Source organism: Oceanimonas sp. AH20CE76 (genome assembly GCF_039654065.1).
Taxonomy (GTDB): Bacteria; Pseudomonadota; Gammaproteobacteria; order Enterobacterales; family Aeromonadaceae; genus Oceanimonas; species Oceanimonas smirnovii.
Map to the genome: position 1 here is coordinate 1512402 of NZ_CP155481.1, position 15506 is coordinate 1527907.

The 15506-nt window shown below is 58.6% G+C and carries 17 protein-coding genes; 6 read left to right on the forward strand and 11 right to left on the reverse strand.

Annotated elements, in window-relative coordinates; genetic code table 11:
- Positions 1-129: 129 nt before the first annotated feature.
- From N2M06_RS07360 to N2M06_RS07370, 3 genes are read left to right on the forward strand one after another with little or no spacing between them, the layout of a single operon-like run.
- The gene (locus N2M06_RS07360) at positions 130-621 is read left to right on the forward strand and encodes a GNAT family N-acetyltransferase (protein ID WP_346352078.1); all 492 of its coding nucleotides are present in this window, start codon (positions 130-132) and stop codon (positions 619-621) included.
- Positions 615-1670, forward strand: a complete 1056-nt coding sequence (locus N2M06_RS07365) for a nitronate monooxygenase (protein WP_346352079.1) — start codon at positions 615-617, stop codon at positions 1668-1670. The genes N2M06_RS07360 and N2M06_RS07365 overlap by 7 nt, the downstream gene beginning before the upstream one ends.
- A complete protein-coding gene (locus N2M06_RS07370; RefSeq protein ID WP_346352080.1) occupies positions 1657-2502 on the forward strand; it encodes an AraC family transcriptional regulator in 846 nt (281 codons plus the stop codon). Before N2M06_RS07365 ends, N2M06_RS07370 begins: the two co-directional genes overlap by 14 nt.
- On the opposite strand, the gene N2M06_RS07375 is transcribed toward N2M06_RS07370, so the two are convergent.
- Positions 2484-3074: a LysE family translocator gene (locus tag N2M06_RS07375; RefSeq protein WP_346352081.1), complete on the reverse strand. Its 591-nt coding sequence runs from the start codon at positions 3072-3074 to the stop codon at positions 2484-2486. The two genes, N2M06_RS07370 and N2M06_RS07375, sit on opposite strands and share 19 nt — an antisense overlap.
- Before the next feature lie 119 nt (positions 3075-3193).
- On the reverse strand, positions 3194-4072 hold the full coding sequence (locus N2M06_RS07380) for a LysR family transcriptional regulator (RefSeq protein ID WP_346352082.1): 879 nt from the start codon (positions 4070-4072) through the stop codon (positions 3194-3196).
- A gap of 96 nt (positions 4073-4168) precedes the next feature.
- Here N2M06_RS07380 and N2M06_RS07385 point away from each other — a divergent pair, with 96 nt between their 5' ends.
- Positions 4169-5353: an MFS transporter gene (locus N2M06_RS07385; RefSeq protein ID WP_346352083.1), complete on the forward strand. Its 1185-nt coding sequence runs from the start codon at positions 4169-4171 to the stop codon at positions 5351-5353.
- Positions 5354-5407: 54 nt separating this feature from the next.
- Here N2M06_RS07385 and N2M06_RS07390 read toward each other — a convergent pair whose 3' ends face one another.
- A complete protein-coding gene (locus N2M06_RS07390) occupies positions 5408-5929 on the reverse strand; it encodes a VOC family protein (RefSeq protein WP_346352084.1) in 522 nt (173 codons plus the stop codon).
- Positions 5930-5934: 5 nt separating this feature from the next.
- On the reverse strand, positions 5935-6693 hold the full coding sequence (locus N2M06_RS07395) for a DNA repair ATPase (protein WP_346352085.1): 759 nt from the start codon (positions 6691-6693) through the stop codon (positions 5935-5937).
- 200 nt (positions 6694-6893) lie between these two features.
- On the opposite strand from N2M06_RS07395, the gene cysB reads away from it, so the two are divergent.
- On the forward strand, positions 6894-7868 hold the full coding sequence (gene cysB / locus N2M06_RS07400; protein ID WP_346352086.1) for an HTH-type transcriptional regulator CysB: 975 nt from the start codon (positions 6894-6896) through the stop codon (positions 7866-7868).
- 206 nt (positions 7869-8074) lie between these two features.
- Here the strand turns inward: cysB and gloA are convergent, their stop codons facing one another.
- Entirely contained in the window at positions 8075-8482 is a 408-nt protein-coding gene (gene gloA / locus N2M06_RS07405) for a lactoylglutathione lyase (RefSeq protein WP_346352087.1), read from the reverse strand.
- Between the two features lie 32 nt (positions 8483-8514).
- The gene (gene nth, locus N2M06_RS07410) at positions 8515-9159 is read right to left on the reverse strand and encodes an endonuclease III (protein ID WP_346352088.1); all 645 of its coding nucleotides are present in this window, start codon (positions 9157-9159) and stop codon (positions 8515-8517) included.
- 125 nt (positions 9160-9284) lie between these two features.
- Between nth and N2M06_RS07415 the strand changes: the two genes are divergently transcribed.
- Positions 9285-10430 carry an RNA-guided endonuclease TnpB family protein gene (locus tag N2M06_RS07415; RefSeq protein WP_346352089.1) on the forward strand — a complete coding sequence of 382 codons (1146 nt, stop codon included), beginning with the start codon at positions 9285-9287 and terminating at the stop codon, positions 10428-10430.
- Positions 10431-10465: 35 nt separating this feature from the next.
- On the opposite strand, the gene N2M06_RS07420 is transcribed toward N2M06_RS07415, so the two are convergent.
- From N2M06_RS07420 to rsxB, 5 genes are read right to left on the reverse strand one after another with little or no spacing between them, the layout of a single operon-like run.
- Positions 10466-11161: an electron transport complex subunit E gene (locus N2M06_RS07420; RefSeq protein WP_346352090.1), complete on the reverse strand. Its 696-nt coding sequence runs from the start codon at positions 11159-11161 to the stop codon at positions 10466-10468.
- Positions 11158-11790: an electron transport complex subunit RsxG gene (gene rsxG, locus N2M06_RS07425; protein ID WP_346352091.1), complete on the reverse strand. Its 633-nt coding sequence runs from the start codon at positions 11788-11790 to the stop codon at positions 11158-11160. Before rsxG ends, N2M06_RS07420 begins: the two co-directional genes overlap by 4 nt.
- A complete protein-coding gene (gene rsxD, locus N2M06_RS07430) occupies positions 11790-12839 on the reverse strand; it encodes an electron transport complex subunit RsxD (protein ID WP_346352092.1) in 1050 nt (349 codons plus the stop codon). The genes rsxG and rsxD overlap by 1 nt, the downstream gene beginning before the upstream one ends.
- A complete protein-coding gene (gene rsxC, locus N2M06_RS07435; protein WP_346352093.1) occupies positions 12839-14950 on the reverse strand; it encodes an electron transport complex subunit RsxC in 2112 nt (703 codons plus the stop codon). Before rsxC ends, rsxD begins: the two co-directional genes overlap by 1 nt.
- Positions 14951-15505 carry an electron transport complex subunit RsxB gene (gene rsxB / locus N2M06_RS07440; RefSeq protein ID WP_019935382.1) on the reverse strand — a complete coding sequence of 185 codons (555 nt, stop codon included), beginning with the start codon at positions 15503-15505 and terminating at the stop codon, positions 14951-14953.
- Position 15506: the final 1 nt, after the last annotated feature.

Below are 15506 nucleotides of genomic sequence, written 5' to 3' on the forward strand. Positions count from 1 at the left end.
AATGATAATGACGGTAAGGCAGCATAAAGTGCAGGGGTATCAGTGCATTTGCCATACTGCCGCTGCAAAGACCATGATACCTTCTGGTTTGTTTGCGTTTATCTTCCGGCATTTTTGTGAGAGAAAAACATGAAATCTGTGATGCCCATTACTCCCGCAGACGATGCGACCATATGCCGTATTATTCAGTGTGTGGGGGCCGAGTTTGGCGCGGTGGGCGAGGGCTTTGGTCCTGGCGATGCAGAAGTGCAGTGTATGAGCCGCCATTACCGTCCGGAGAATAACAGCCGTTATTTTGTGGCCCGGCTTAATGGTGAAATAGTGGGCGGGGCCGGCATTGCGCCGCTGGGGAATATTTGCGAGCTGAAAAAGCTGTTTTTATTACCTGGGGCACGCGGGCACGGGCTGGGCCGGCAACTGGCCGAGGCCTGTCTGGCCTTTGCCACAGAGCGAGGTTTTACCGCCTGTTACCTCGATACTCTCGGCAATATGACGGCGGCCATACACCTGTATGAACAGTTGGGCTTTCAGCACCTTGAAGCACCCTTGGTGGCCTCGGAGCATGGCGGCTGTGATGTATGGATGCTGAAACAACTGAACCATCGGGAGCAAGCATGTTAACTATTCAAACCCTGCTGCAACAAAGAAACATTATTCAGGCGCCCATGGCCGGCGTATCCACTCCGGCGCTGGCGGCGGCGGTGTCCAATGCCGGCGGGCTGGGCTCACTGGGGCTGGGGGCAAGCTCGGTGGCTGTTGCCCGTAAGCAGATTGAGCAGCTTCAGGCACTTACTGATAAACCCTTTAACGTCAATGTGTTCTGTCATGCGCCGGCCCAAAGAGATGATGCTGTGGAGGCGGCCTGGCTGGTGTATTTGCAGCCGCTGTTTACTGAGCAGGGCGAGCAGGCACCGGTGCAACTGGAAGAAATTTATACCAGCTTTAATGATAACGAGCCCATGCAGGCATTACTGCTGGAGCTGCGCCCTGCTGTGGTCAGCTTTCATTTTGGCTTGCCACCGGCGTCCTTTATTGAGCGCCTGCATCACGCCGGCGTGATCACGCTGGCCAGTGCCACCAGTCTGGAAGAGGCCCGCGCCATTGAGGCCGCCGGTCTTCACGGCGTGGTGGCACAAGGCATTGAAGCCGGCGGCCACAGAGGCATATTTGACCCGGACGCTGAAGACGGTGAGCTGACCACCACTGAGCTGGTACGCCTGCTGGTGGCGGAGTGCCGGCTGCCGGTGATTGCCGCCGGCGGCATCATGGATGGCGCAGACATAAAGGCCATGCAGGCACTGGGGGCCGCAGCGGTACAGCTGGGCACGGCCTTTGTAGCCTGTCCTGAGTCGGCGGCCAATGAAGCCTACCGGCAGCGGCTGCTGCAAGGCGGCAACACCCGGTTAACCCGCACCCTGTCGGGCCGGCCGGCCCGGGGGCTGGTGAACCGTTTTATTGAACATGGTGAGGCAGCAGGGGCACCGGCGGTGCCTGACTACCCGGTAGCCTACGACGCCGCCAAACAGCTGCATGGTGCAGCAGCGGCGCAAGGTTGCCATGACTTTGCTGCCCACTGGGCCGGCACAGGGGTACAAAAGGCCCGGGCCATGCCCGCTGCCGAGCTGGTGGGCGCGTTGATGGCGGAAGCGGATGGGTATGGCAAGCGCTAACGAGTCATCGGGCCGTTCCGCTGCCAGGCCCGTGTTCTGGCGGGAGCCGCGCATGCCCCAGGTGGAGCTGCGCTATATCGATGACGGCCGCGAAACGGGCTATGCCCCTCACAGCCATATGCAGTGGTCGCTGGGGGCCATTACGGCGGGTGAAAGCACCTTTTGTTATCGCCAGGAGCGGCATGACGTGCGGGCAGGGGAGCTGGTGCTGATGAACCCGGACTGGATACATGCCTGTAATCCGCGTGAGCACAGCCCCTGGGCTTATTTTATGATGTATGTGGACACGGGCTGGCTGACCCGGTTGCGTTTTGACGCCGGCCTGCTGCCCGATGAAAACTGGCAGGACATGACCACCGCTGTTCTTTATGACCGGCGCTGGTTTGACGGTTACCGCAGGCTGGCTGGCTGCCTGCTGTCACCGGCGAGTCCCTTGTTGCAGAAACAGACATCCCTGGTTGAATATTTGTCCGCGCTGATGCATTACCTGGCGGCACAGCCGGCAGCGCCTTCGGCACCGGTACCGGCACGGTTGCAGCAAGTGGCCGGCTATCTTGACGCCCACTGCCTGGAAGACGTATCACTGGATGATCTGTGTGCGCTCAGTGGCTACAGCGCCGGTCATCTGGTACGTCAGTTCAAGCAGCACTTTGGTATTACTCCTCATGCCTATCTTATTAACCGTCGCATTCAGCTCGGTCAACATCAGCTCAAGACCGGCACCGCTATTGCCGAGGTGGCGCTGAATATGGGGTTTGCCGATCAGGCCCACTTTCAACGAGCGTTCAAACGGCTGGTGGCAGCCACGCCGGCTCAGTACCGCAGTAAGTAAAGGCTGCTGGCGGCAAGCAATAGGGCCAGCAACCGGTTCAGCCAGCGCAGCCAGTGACCTGTTCTCAGATGACGTTGCAGCACTTTTCCCAGCCATACCCAGCAGAACAGCGAGCACCAGCATACCGGCAGATAGATCAGTGCAAACCAGCTGATTTGCTCTATGCCGCCATTGGTATAAGCAGCAATGCCGGCGGCCGACGCCAGCCATGCCTTGGGGTTCAGCCACTGCATCATGGCACCGGTCAGCAGACCGGGAGAGGTTTCCGGGCCTTGCGCAGAAAGGGAGCCGGAAGCAGTAGCCAGGCGAAAGCTTATATAAAGTAAAAAAGCGATACCCCCCCAGTGCAGCATGTTCAGCAACGGCGGGTAAGCTTGCAACAGGCCATACAATCCCAGCCCGACAGCCATAAACAAGAGGATAAACCCGAGTGTGGCCCCAGTAACAAAGCGCAGTCCGCAGCGCAGCGGGTGATGTAAACCGCTGCCCAGACACACCAGGTTCACCGGGCCGGGTGAAATGGAGGCAGCCAGTGCAAACATCGTCATGGGCAGGATAAGCGAAAAGGTCATGGTGGTTCCCGTCAGGTTGAATAAAAAAGAAGGCCAGTCTGCCGGGAGCGTGGTGGAAAAGATTGAATAAAATTGATGTTACCTGGTGAGCAACAGGGAAGGATTCGTCCGCTGGTTTATTATGTTAAATAGTGGTGCTGAATAAACTCAATAAAGGCCTGCTCGGCCCGGGATAGCCGCCTGTCTTTGGGCCAGGCCAGACACAGGTCGAGAAAATAGGGGGTATCAAAGGAGATGGGCACCAGATCCTGATCTTGCTCCACCACCATGCGTAAAAAGCTGGTAATGGCAAAGCCCTGGCGCACCACGGCTTTTAACAGCGGAATAAGATTGCTCTCAAAGCCGATGCGCGGCTGCATGCCAAGGCGGCGGGCCATGTCGTCGATGTGCTCTCTTAAGTGAAAGCCATGGCGAAAGACCGCCAGCTCTTCTTGTAAAAACTCGGTCAGGGCCAGGCTCTGTTTGTGAGCAAAGGGATGATCCCGGGCGACCACCGCCACCATTTCTTCCCGCAGTAACGGCAGCCCGTTCAGGCCGGCTGGCAGATCTGAGGTGAGCACTATGCCAAGCCCCAGCCGGCCTTTTAACAGGTGCTCCAGCACGGTCTGCGTGCCGGCTTCTTCCACGCGAATGCTGAGTCCTGAGTAACGGTGTTTAAAGGCCATGAGCAACGGCGGAAAATAAAACGAGCCCAGCATGCTGGGAATGCCAATGGTGACGTCACCGGCCTGCAGGTTGTGCAAGGCGCTCATGTCCTGCTCGGCCAGGGTGAGAGCGGCAAGAATGCGCTCGCTGTGTTCAAACAGGCGTTTGCCTTCAGCGGTAAGTTGCAGCCGGCCCTGATGGCGCTCAAACAGGGTGAGACAAAGCTGCTGCTCCAGCTTTTTAATGGTCATGGTAACGGCGGGCTGGGCCAGATGCAGCTGCTCGGCGGCGCGGGTAATGTTGCCGGTGTGGGCCACGGCCATAAACTGCTTCAGCCAGCGTGGATCAATCATAATGGTTTCTTATTAAATTAATAATTTTTATATATTTAACTTATTTTTGTGCCCGGCGTAAAGTGAGGGCATGTTTTCAGTTTTCACGAGCTTGTCATGCATGAGTTAAGAACAACCCCCTGGTGGCGTGCCACGCTGGCACTGGGCCTGGGATCTGTGCTGGTATTTCTTAACCTGTATGTGGCTCAGCCCCTGTTGCCCATGCTGGCGCAGGATTTTTCCCTGTCGGCGCTGGGAGCGGGCTGGGCCTTGTCGGCGGCCACGCTGGGGCTGGCCACCGGTTTGTTGTTCTGGGCGCGCATGGCCGATCGGGTTGGCCGTAAGCGAGTGATGCTGGGCACCCTGCTGGTAGCCATTGTGCTGGGGTTGCTAATGGCCTGGGCACCCAACTATGCCAGCCTGGTCGCGCTGCGGGGCCTGCAGGGCTTTTTTCTGGCAGGGTTGCCGGCCACGGCGGTGGCCTATATGGGAGAAGAGTTTACGCCCCGGGCACTGATGACCAGCATTGGCATTTATATTGCAGCCAACTCGCTCGGGGGCATTGGCGGGCGTGTATTTGGCGGCCTGATAGCCGGCTGGAGCGGCAGCTGGCAGGGGGCCTTTTTGGTGCTGGGCGGGGTGAGCCTGCTGCTGTGGGCGCTGTTGCCCCGCTTGTTGCCCGACTCCCGCTGTTTTGTGCCGGCTGTCAAAGGCGAGGGCAGCCGTGCTCTGCTGGAGCATGTACGCAATCCGCTGCTGTGGCCCATTTACCTGGTGGGTGGGCTTAATTTTATGGTGTTTCTTAACCAATACACCTATGTGGCCTTTTATTTGTCGGCTCCGCCGGTATCAATGGCACCTGCGGCCCTGGGTTTGCTGTTTTTAACTTACCTTACCGGCACCGTGGCTTCCGGGGTGAGCGGCATGCTGATCAGCCGCTTTGGGCTGGCCAATACGCTGCTTGCTGCCATTGCGCTGATGGCGCTGGGCAGCCTTGGGCTGTTCAGTGAGCGTTTGCCGGTGCTGATGGCCACTCTGTTAATCGACAGCTTTGCATTTTTTCTGGCTCATGCCTGTGCCAGCAGCTGGGTAGGGCGCAGTGTCACGCATAACCGGGCGTTGGCGTCGTCACTTTATCTGGTGTTTTATTATGCCGGTGCCAGCCTGGGCGGTTTATATCTTTATCCGTTCTGGCAAACCGCCGGGCTGCCCGGGGTGGCTGTGGGCATGATAGGGGTGATGGCCGTGACCGCAGCGTTAACGGTGCGCCTGGGGCGGGTGCAGCGCGGTTGTCAGGCATGAAACGCCATATCCGCTTCGCGGGGACTCCGGGGCAGACCCGGAGTGACGGCGTTTTTAAATATACTCTTCCGGCACTGGTACCACGGTGCCTTCGGCGATTTCCGTGGCAATGGTGTCGGCCAGACTTTGGCAGTGAAACTTTACCTGTAACGGGGGCAGGGCCAGGGTCAGCTCTGCGGGCATGGCGGTTTGGTGAAACGGCACATGTGGGTAGTTTTTAAGCAAGGTGTGCAGGTCGGGCACCACTATTTCGCCATGCTCCAGCCCGGTGTAATGGGTTTTGCCGGGTTTCGGCGCGGCCAGCTCCAGGCAGGGCACGGGGCCAAAAGGGCTGGCCAGCGGCTGATGCAGGGCATAAGTAATAATGGGGCGGCCGCCTATCATGCCTTCCACCAGAATGTGTCCGTGTTCGGCAAGGCGGTCTTTTAATGCTGAATATTCGGCTTTGGTGCTGGCCCGGTAACAGATATGATCCATGGGGCCCAGGTTCAGCGGCAGGCCATGCGTTACCAGGCCGGCGGCCAGCTCACTAAAAAAGGTCTGAGTATTTCCCAGCAGGGTATTCAGAGAAGACACAGTACTCACCATTTCCGCTTGGGCTCAAACAACACATCCAGTTCGGATTTCTCGTTTTCCTTTTCTTCCTTCTGCTGCTCGGCTTGCTGCTGTTTGGTGTCCATGTCGCTAATCCAGGTTTGAATGGTCTCTTCAATATTCAGCAGCTGCTCGTCTTTATCGGGCAGATTGGCCAGAATTTTTTTGCCTTTTTCCAGCATCTGGCGGGCGGCGGCGGTTTCCCGGTTGTTCAGACTCATACGTACTCGTTTGAGCAGGTTGGAAAGGTTGATTTTCAGCTGCACCAGCTCAAGACGACGATCTTCCGCCACAAAGGCCTGAGAGCCTATCTTGCCGCGGTTATGCTCCTGACGTACCACATTGCGCAGCCGTTTCACCAGCCTGAGCATATGCAGTGCCTGCTGATCCGACTCGGGCCGGCGAAAGCTGCCCTGCACCGGCGGAAAGTTGTCTCGGGCGTCCTGGATCTGCTGCTGGACGTTATTGAGCCGGCCGGTTAGCTGAGGGTTGCCCGGGTCCGCTTCCAGCATGGTTTTGAGACTGTGCCGGACCCGCTGATACAGTGTAAGCACCAGAGTGCGGCTGTAGGGTAACTGGCCGGCGTTGAGCAACAGCTCTTCGGTTTCATTCACAATTTGGTTCTGGCGTATCAGAATGCTGCGCTTTTCTGCTACCTGCTTTTGCCGATATTGCTGCAGCATGTTGTAAACGATAACGAGGAACAGCAGGGCGCCTATGGTTATCAGTACCAGGGTCAGGATCATCGGCAAGGCTCGCTAGAATGGGTCATGCATGAGCTGAAATGTTAACTCACAGAACGGGCTTTGGCTAACGTCCTGCATCAATAAAGAGTGAAGTTTCAGACCGTTAGCCGGTCATTAATAAGGTATAACGGCCTCAATACAGAGGATCTTTTGCCAAGGTCTGGTAGTATTTACACAAGTCACCATGAATTCGGAGCACCATGAAGCTTCAACAGTTGCGCTATATCGTGGAAGTTGCCAACCACAACCTCAATGTTTCTGCTACTGCAGAGAGTTTGTATACCTCTCAGCCCGGCATCAGCAAGCAGGTACGTATGCTGGAAGATGAGCTGGGAGTTCAGGTGTTTGAACGCAGTGGTAAGCATCTTACCCAAATCACGCCTGCCGGCCGCGATATTATTCGCATTTCCAGCGAAATACTGGGCAAGGTGGAGAGCATCAAGGCGGTGGCCAGCCAGCACACCCACCCGGATCAGGGCTCGCTGAACATTTCCACCACCCACACTCAGGCCCGTTATGCGTTACCCGGTGTGATCAAGGGTTTTATTAACCGCTATCCCAAGGTGTCTTTGCACATGCATCAGGGCACACCGGTGCAGATCAGCGAGTCGGTGTCCAAGGGGTTGTCTGATTTTGCCATTGCTACTGAGGCCATGCACCTTTATCAGGATCTTATCATGCTGCCCTGTTATCACTGGAACCGCTGCATTCTGGTGCCAAAGGATCATCCCCTGGCCTCCGTCAGCAAGCCGGGCATTGCCGATATTGCCGGCTTTCCGCTGGTTACGTATGTGTTTGGCTTTACCGGTCGCTCCGAGCTGGATGTGGCATTCAACCGTGCCGGCTACGAGCCCAAGGTGGTGTTTACCGCCACCGACGCCGACGTGATTAAAACCTATGTGCGCTTGGGGATTGGCATTGGCGTGCTGGCCAGCATGGCGGTGAATCCGGTGGAAGACGACGATCTGGTGGCCATTGAAGCGGGCCATTTGTTTGAGCCCAGCACCACCAAAATCGGTTTTCGCAAGGGCACTTTTTTACGCAGCTATATGTATGACTTTATGGAGCGCTTTGCGCCGCACCTGACCCGTGAACGAGTAGACAAGGCCATTGCCCTCAAGTCACCGGATGAAATAGAAAAGCTGTTTGAAGACGTAGAGCTGCCCATGCGTTAAGCCCCTTCGGGGAGCTGTAAGCGGTCAGCTATCAGCTGTAAGTGGCGGGGATTGTGCGTTCACAGCTGTGTCTGCAGAAGCAGTCTGGTCTTTAAAATGGATTCCGGCTCTTGGGCCGGAATGACAGCATAGGGTCTGCAGGCACGGTGTGTGCTTACAGGCCCTTGGTTCGGCTTATAGCTGACAGCTTAAAGCTTATGGCTGGATTATTGTCCGAGCCCCTTGCCGGCGTCGTCTTTGGCGATCAGCTCAATTTTGTAGCCGTCCGGATCTTCCACAAAGGCAATCACGGTGCTGCCGCCTTTTACCGGGCCCGGCTCGCGGGTGACTTTGCCGCCGGCGGCGCGAATTTGCTCGCACATACCATAAATATCTTCCGCTTCAATGGCGATATGGCCGTAGGCGTTGCCCAGATCGTAGCTTTCGGTGCCCCAGTTGTAGGTCAGCTCCAGCACGGCTTCGTCTTTTTCGTCGCCATAGCCCACAAAGGCCAGGGTATATTCATACTCGGCATTTTCGCTGGTGCGCAGCAGTTTCATGCCCATAATGTCGGTGTAAAAGGTGATGGACTTGTCCAGGTTACCCACTCGCAGCATGGTGTGCAGAATACGCATGTGATGCTCCCGTTTATTGTGTGTTAGCGCGGTTATTCACCGGCCGGATATTGCTTGTCTTTAAACTCGCACAAGTCCTCGATCACGCAGGCACCACAGCGGGGCTTGCGGGCGGTGCAGACATAGCGTCCGTGCAGAATAAACCAGTGGTGCACGTCGAGTTTGAACTCGGCAGGCACCCATTTTAGCAGCTTTTGCTCCACCTCATCCACGTTTTTGCCCGGAGCAAAGCGGGTGCGGTTGGACAGCCGGAAAATATGAGTATCCACGGCAATGGTGGGCCAGCCAAAGGCGGTGTTCAGCACCACGTTGGCGGTTTTGCGGCCCACACCGGGTAAGGCTTCCAGCGCCTCACGGCTTTCCGGCACCTCGCCATTGTGCTTTTCCAGCAGTATGGCACAGGTCTTGATAACGTTTTCCGCTTTGGAGTTGAACAGGCCAATGGTCTTGATGTGCTCTTTTACGCCGTCTACACCCAGCGCCAGCATGGCGGCGGGGGTAGGGCCGGCGGCAAACAGCCCAATGGTGGCCTTGTTCACGCTCACGTCGGTGGCCTGAGCCGAGAGCAGCACCGCAATCAGCAGCTCAAACGGGTTGTTGAAGTTCAACTCGGTAGTGGGGTGGGGGTTTTCCGCCCGCAGCCGCTTCAGAATAAGGCGGCGTTTTTCCATGTTCATCAATTTTGCGCGGGAAACCCCGTCCTTTCAGGGCGGGGAGGGATAGCACGGCGGCGTCAGCCGCCCCTGTTCCCGTCTCTCCTTTTAAACTGGCTATCTATACAGTGGTTTACTAAACTAAGCGCATGACGAAACGCGCCTATAAATATCGGTTTTACCCGACCCTCGAACAGACTGAGCTGCTGGCTCGGACCTTCGGCTGTGTGCGTTTTGTCTATAACGCCATACTGCGCTGGCGTACCGATGCGTTTGAGCTGCGTCAGGAAAAAATCGGCTACGTTGGTGCTAACGCCCGACTGACCGAACTCAAAAAAGATCCTGAGCTGGCGTTTCTGTCTGAGGTGTCGTGTGTGCCCTTGCAGCAATGCCTTCGCCACCAGCAAACCGCCTTCAAACACTTCTTTGAAGGCCGCGCCAAGTATCCGGCATTCAAGAGCAAACGCCACCGCCAGTCGGCGGAGTTCACCCGCTCGGCCTTCAAATACCGGAACGGCAAGCTGTACCTGGCTAAAAGCAAAACCCCGCTGAATATTCGCTGGAGCCGTGAACTGCCCGGCGAGCCCAGCACCGTAACCGTTTCCAAGGACTCGGCAGGCCGTTACTTTGTGAGCTGCCTGTGTGAGTTCGCGTCCAGCAAACTGCCGGTCACCCCCAACATGATCGGCATTGACCTGGGCCTGACAGATCTGTTTATCACCGACAAGGGTGAGCGGATCGGCAATCCCCGCCATAGCGCGAAATACGCCGCCAGGCTGGCCAAGGCACAGCGCCGGCTGAGCAAGAAAAAGCTCGGCTCGGCCAATCGCGCCAAGGCCCGCCAGAAGGTGGCGAAACTTCACGCCAACATCTCCGATTGCCGACAGGACAACTTGCACAAGCTGTCCCGCAGACTGATTAACGAGAACCAAGTAGTCTGCGTTGAATCCCTGACAGTGAAAAACCTGATCCGCAACCCGAAACTCAGCAAGGCCATTGCTGATTCAGGATGGGGCGAGTTCGTGCGCCAGTTGGCGTACAAGGCGGAATGGGCCGGGCGCTCACTGGTCGCCATTGACCAGTGGTTCCCCAGCTCCAAACGCTGCTCGGGTTGCGGGCATACCTTGTCGTCGCTGCCGTTGTCGGTCAGGAAATGGGACTGCCCCGAATGTGGCGCACACCATGACCGCGACATTAACGCCGCGACCAACATTAAAGCCGCCGGGCTGGCGGTGTTAGCCCTTGGAGAGAATGTCAGTGGCATGGGGCCAGTCTCCGTGTCCTGTTCTCGATGAATTGGGAATTCCCTTCCTTATAGGGAGGGGAGCAGTCAAAGTGAGGTCACTCTTGCCCGGGTTACTTCTGCCTTGGGTGCCGGTGCCCGGCGGGCTGCCAGGCGGCCATCTACCCAGTTTTTGGCGGCCACCATCAGCCCCAGGCCAATAAAGGCACCCGGCGGCAGAATGGCCAGCAAAAAGCCGTTGTCCAGATGCAGCACGTCAACCTTAAGGCTGGCGGCCCAGTCGCCCAGCAGCAGCTCGGCACCGTCAAACAGGGTGCCCATGCCCAGCAGCTCACGCAGGCCGCCCAGCACCAGCAGCACGGCGGTAAAGCCCAGGCCCATCATCAGGCCGTCCAGTGCCGCCAGTGCTGGGCTGTTTTTAGACGCAAAGGCCTCGGCGCGGCCGATGATCACGCAGTTGGTCACGATCAGCGGAATAAAAATACCCAGGGACTGATAAAGCCCGTAGGTGTAGGCGTTCATCAGCAGCTGCACACAGGTCACCAGGCTGGCAATAATCATCACATAAATGGGAATGCGCACTTCATTGGGCACCCACTGGCGCACCAGTGAGACGGTGAGGTTGGAGCCCACCAGCACCAGCAGGGTGGCAATGCCAAGGCCCATGGCGTTGGTCAGCGTATTGGTGACGGCCAGCACCGGGCACAGCCCCAGAATTTGCACCAGTGCCGGGTTATTGCTCCACAGGCCCTGGCGAACAATGTCTTTGTGTTGTTCTGTCATAAGGTTTCTCCACAGCGAGGGGCTGTTGTCAGCAGCTGAGGCTGCTCGTTAACCAACAGCAGTACCTTGCGCACCGCACCTACCACGGCGCGGGGGGTAATGGTGGCACCGGTAAAGGCGTCAAACTGACCGCCGTCGTTGCGCACTGCCCAGCGCGGGTCGTCGGCACCGTTCAGCCGCTTGCCGTCAAAGTCCAGCAACCAGCGGGATTTTTTCAGTTCAATTTTGTCGCCCAGGCCCGGGGTCTCGTTGTGGTTCAGCACCCGTACGCCCGAGAGGCTGCCGTCGGCATTCACGCCCACCACCAGCTTGATTTCACCGCTGTAGCCGTCGGGGGCAATGGCTTCAATGGCATAACCCTGTATTTCACCTTGCTTAACGGCGGTAAATACCGGCAGGGGATTGCGGCTGCCCAGATATTGCGGGCTTTGCAGCGCCACACAGTGTTCATACAGCGGCTCGTCGTGGGTGCTGGCAGGCAGCAGCTCGTTCAGCACCGCCAGCAGCTGGGCCTGTTCCTGCTCAATAATGGTGCTGCGGGTCAGGCTGTTGGTCAGGGCAATCAGCGCGGTGCACACCAAAGCAAAGGCGGCCAGCACCAGTCCGTTTTTGCGCATGGTTTCCAGCATCAGCGGCGCTCTCCGTAGGTGGCGGGTTTGGTCAGGCTGTCGATCATGGGCACGGTTAAATTGGCCAGCAGCACGGCAAAGGCAATGGCATCGGGGTAGCCGCCAAAGGTGCGAATAAGGTAAATCAGCAGGCCAATCAGGGCTCCGTAGATCAGCCGGCCTCTGAAGGTGGTGGAAGCCGACACCGGATCGGTGGCAATAAAGAAAGCGCCCACCATGGTGGCACCGGAAAACAGCTGAATAAGCGGTCCGGCGGTGTTATCCGGCGAGATCATAAAGCCGAGAAAGCTCAGCACTGCCAGGGTGGCCAGAATGGACACCGGAATGGTCCAGCTGGTGAGCTTTAACCGTAGCAGCGCCATGCCGCCGGCCAGATAGGCCAGATTCACCCACTGCCAGCCAATGCCTGCCAGGCCGCCAAAGACCGGCTCGCTCAGTATTTCACCGGCGGTGTACCCTTGAGTAAAGCCGGTTTTAAGGGTATCCAGCGGCGTGGCCATGGTGGTGCCGTCTGCCAGCTCCCGCAGCTGGTGCGGGCTGAAGCCGTCCAGGGTATAACCGGTGAAAATGGCCGACAGGCTGTCGGCCAGCCCGGGCGGGTATTGCTGCAGTTCCAGCGGCGGCAGCCAGCTGGTCATGTGCAGCGGAAACGACACCAGCAGCAGCACATAGGCCACCATGGCGGGGTTAAAAATATTCTGGCCCAGGCCGCCATAAAGTTGCTTGGCAATAATAATGGCAAAGGCGGTGCCTATTACTACCATCCACCAGGGCGCCAGCGGCGGTATGGCAATGCCAATCAGCAGGGCGGTCAGCAGGGCCGAGTTGTCCTGCAATATGGTTAACGGACGCTTGCGCAGAGTCAGCACCAGCCCTTCGGCGGCGTAGGCGGTCAGCACCGCCAGCGCAATTTGAATGAGACTGCCCCAGCCAAAAAACCACCATTGCATGGCAATGCCCGGCAGCAGGCAATAGCAGACCCTGCGCATCAGGGTGGCCGTGCTGAGCGGGGCATGATCATGGGGTGAACTGCTGATATGAAAACCCATCAGGACTCGTCTTCCGTTTTTGTGTTTGAGTTGGCGGCAGCAGCCTTGCGGGCCTTGGCCCGGGCTACGGCGGCGCGAATGGCGGCTTTTTTATCGTCGTCAGATGTTTCCGCCGGCTTTTCGGCGGGGGCTTCTGCCGGTGCGGCCCCGGCTTGCTCTGCAGCCTGCGCCGCTTTGCGCGCCTTGGCTCTTGCCACCGCAGCGGCCACCGCCGCTTTTTTATCATCAGCCGGGGTTTCTGCCTGCTCGGGCCCGGGAGCCGGTTCGGCTTGCTCAGCAGCCTGCGCCGCCTTGCGGGCTTTGGCACGGGCCACGGCGGCGGCCACCGCCGCTTTTTTATCATCAGCCGGGGTTTCTGCCTGCTCGGGTCTGGGAGCCGGTTCGGCGTGCCCGGCGGCTTGTGCCGCTTTACGGGCCTTGGCGCGGGCGACGGCGGCCGCTACCGCCGATTTTTTGTCATCTGTCGCCGGAGCCGCTTCAGGCGCGTTTTGCTCTGCCGCCTTGCGCTCGCGATTGCGGCGGGCTTCTTCCTTGCGGGCGGCGCGGGCGGCGGCCATGTCGTCGGTGCCCTCGGCCTGCTTGCGGGCTTTTACCCGGGCCAGTGCGGCAGCCACCGGATCTTCACCACCGGCGTCCACTTGTTCTTTCATGCGGGCCTTGCGCTCGGCAGCTGCTTTTTGCTGACGCGCCTGACGCTCGGCTTTTTCCCGCTCCAGCCGGGCCTGACGGGCCTCAAAGCGTTTTTTTGCCTGCTCGGCCTGTTCGGCTTCGCGCTGGGCCTGACGAATATCGGCCTTGGCTACCCGGTAATATTGCACCAGCGGGATCTGGCTGGGGCACACCCAGGCGCAGGCACCACATTCAATGCAGTCGAACAGGTGATGGCTGTTGAGCTTGTCGTGCTCGTTGGCGCGGGCATGCCAGTACAGCTGCTGGGGCAGCAGGCTGGCGGGGCAGGCGTCGGCGCACTGGCTGCAGCGAATGCAGGGCTGCTCTGCCGCCGGCGGTGCCAGCTCGTGCCCGCCCGGAGCCAGAATGCAGTTGCTGCCCTTGATCACGGGCGCAGCAGCGGTGTGCAGGGTAAAGCCCATCATGGGCCCGCCCATAATAATGCGCGGCTCGGGGCCGGGTACAAAGTCAAAGCGCTTGAGCAGATGGCGCACCGGCGTGCCAATGCGCACCCAGGCGTTGCACTTCTGGCCAAAGCCTTCGCCGGCCAGAGTCACCACCCGCTGAATAAGGGGTTCGTCGTCGAGCACGGCGCGCTTCACCGCAAAGGCAGTACCCACGTTCTGCACTACTATGCCAATGTCGGCGGGCAGGCCGTTGCGGGGCACCTGTTTGCCGGTGAGCACTTCAATCAGCTGCTTTTCACCGCCGGACGGATATTTGGTGGGCACAGACACCACCAGTATCTGCTCGCTGCGGTTGGCTTCACGCAGCGAGGCCAGGGCTTCCGGCTTGTTGTCTTCCACCGCTATCACGGTCAGCCCGGGCTGCACTATATGCTGCAAGATGCCCACACCGGCCAGAATGTCATCGGCGTGCTCGCGCATTAAGCGGTCGTCGGCGCTGATATAGGGCTCGCACTCCACGCCGTTGATGATCAGGGTGTCTATCGCTTTTTTACGCGGGCGCAGTTTAACGTGAGCCGGAAAACCCGCGCCGCCCAGGCCGGTAATGCCCGATTCATGAATGCGCTGCAGCAGCACATCCGCATCCATGGTGTGAATGTCGGTCATGGGATAGCGCGGGCGCCATTCGTCCTTGCCGTCGGGCGTAAGAATAATGCAGTCTCCTTCCAGCCCGGACGGATGACACAGCGGCCGGCGCTCAATGGCGCTGATGATGCCCGAGGTGGGCGCATGCACCGGCATCATCATGGGATTATCGGGATCGGTAAGGCGCTCGCCCTTGAGCACGCTATCACCCACTTTTACCCGCAGCCGGGCCGGCTGACCAATATGCTGGCGGATTTGCAGCACCAGCTCGTCGGGCAGACCGGCATCAGCAATGGGGCTCTGGTTGGCGGGCGCTTTGCGCTCGGGCGGATGAATGCCGCCATGAAAGTCGTGCAGTTTGCCTGCCTGGAGTTCCTGTAACAACGACATTTACTTCACCTGCTTAATGGCAATGGGCTCAAGCTGCCATTTCCAGTTGTCGGGAGTCACCTTGACCGGCACCATTTCTATGCAGTCGGTGGGGCAGGGGTCCACGCACAAGTCACAGCCGGTGCATTCGTCGGCAATGACGGTATGCAGCGCCTTGGTAGAGCCCACAATGGCATCCACCGGACAGGCCTGAATGCACTTGGTGCAGCCAATGCACATGTCTTCATGAATAAAGGCGACCTTTTTCTCGGGCTCGGCGGCGTCTTCACCCATGGCCTGGGGCTCTACCCCCATCAGATCGGCAATTTTGCGCATGGTGGCATCGCCGCCGGGCACGCATTTGTTAATGTCGTCGCCGTTGGCCACGGCTTCGGCATAGGGCCGGCAGCCGGGGTAACCACACTGGCCGCACTGGGTTTGCGGCAGCAGCTCGTCGAGTTGTTCCACAATGGGGTCCGACTCCACGCGAAAGCGCACGGCGGCAAACCCCAGAATAAGCCCGAACACCAGCGCCAGCAGCGCCAGCACCACAATGGCGATAAGAATCTGTGTCATA

Coding starts and splice junctions, on each gene's coding strand:
- N2M06_RS07360 (WP_346352078.1), top strand. CDS start 130: ATGAAATCTGTGATGCCCATTACTCCCGCAGACGATGCGACCATATGC.
- N2M06_RS07365 (WP_346352079.1), top strand. CDS start 615: ATGTTAACTATTCAAACCCTGCTGCAACAAAGAAACATTATTCAGGCG.
- N2M06_RS07370 (WP_346352080.1), top strand. CDS start 1,657: ATGGCAAGCGCTAACGAGTCATCGGGCCGTTCCGCTGCCAGGCCCGTG.
- N2M06_RS07375 (WP_346352081.1), bottom strand. CDS start 3,074: ATGACCTTTTCGCTTATCCTGCCCATGACGATGTTTGCACTGGCTGCC.
- N2M06_RS07380 (WP_346352082.1), bottom strand. CDS start 4,072: ATGATTGATCCACGCTGGCTGAAGCAGTTTATGGCCGTGGCCCACACC.
- N2M06_RS07385 (WP_346352083.1), top strand. CDS start 4,169: ATGCATGAGTTAAGAACAACCCCCTGGTGGCGTGCCACGCTGGCACTG.
- N2M06_RS07395 (WP_346352085.1), bottom strand. CDS start 6,693: ATGATCCTGACCCTGGTACTGATAACCATAGGCGCCCTGCTGTTCCTC.
- cysB (WP_346352086.1), top strand. CDS start 6,894: ATGAAGCTTCAACAGTTGCGCTATATCGTGGAAGTTGCCAACCACAAC.
- gloA (WP_346352087.1), bottom strand. CDS start 8,482: ATGCGTATTCTGCACACCATGCTGCGAGTGGGTAACCTGGACAAGTCC.
- nth (WP_346352088.1), bottom strand. CDS start 9,159: ATGAACATGGAAAAACGCCGCCTTATTCTGAAGCGGCTGCGGGCGGAA.
- N2M06_RS07415 (WP_346352089.1), top strand. CDS start 9,285: ATGACGAAACGCGCCTATAAATATCGGTTTTACCCGACCCTCGAACAG.
- N2M06_RS07420 (WP_346352090.1), bottom strand. CDS start 11,161: ATGACAGAACAACACAAAGACATTGTTCGCCAGGGCCTGTGGAGCAAT.
- rsxG (WP_346352091.1), bottom strand. CDS start 11,790: ATGCTGGAAACCATGCGCAAAAACGGACTGGTGCTGGCCGCCTTTGCT.
- rsxD (WP_346352092.1), bottom strand. CDS start 12,839: ATGGGTTTTCATATCAGCAGTTCACCCCATGATCATGCCCCGCTCAGC.
- rsxC (WP_346352093.1), bottom strand. CDS start 14,950: ATGTCGTTGTTACAGGAACTCCAGGCAGGCAAACTGCACGACTTTCAT.
- rsxB (WP_019935382.1), bottom strand. CDS start 15,505: ATGACACAGATTCTTATCGCCATTGTGGTGCTGGCGCTGCTGGCGCTG.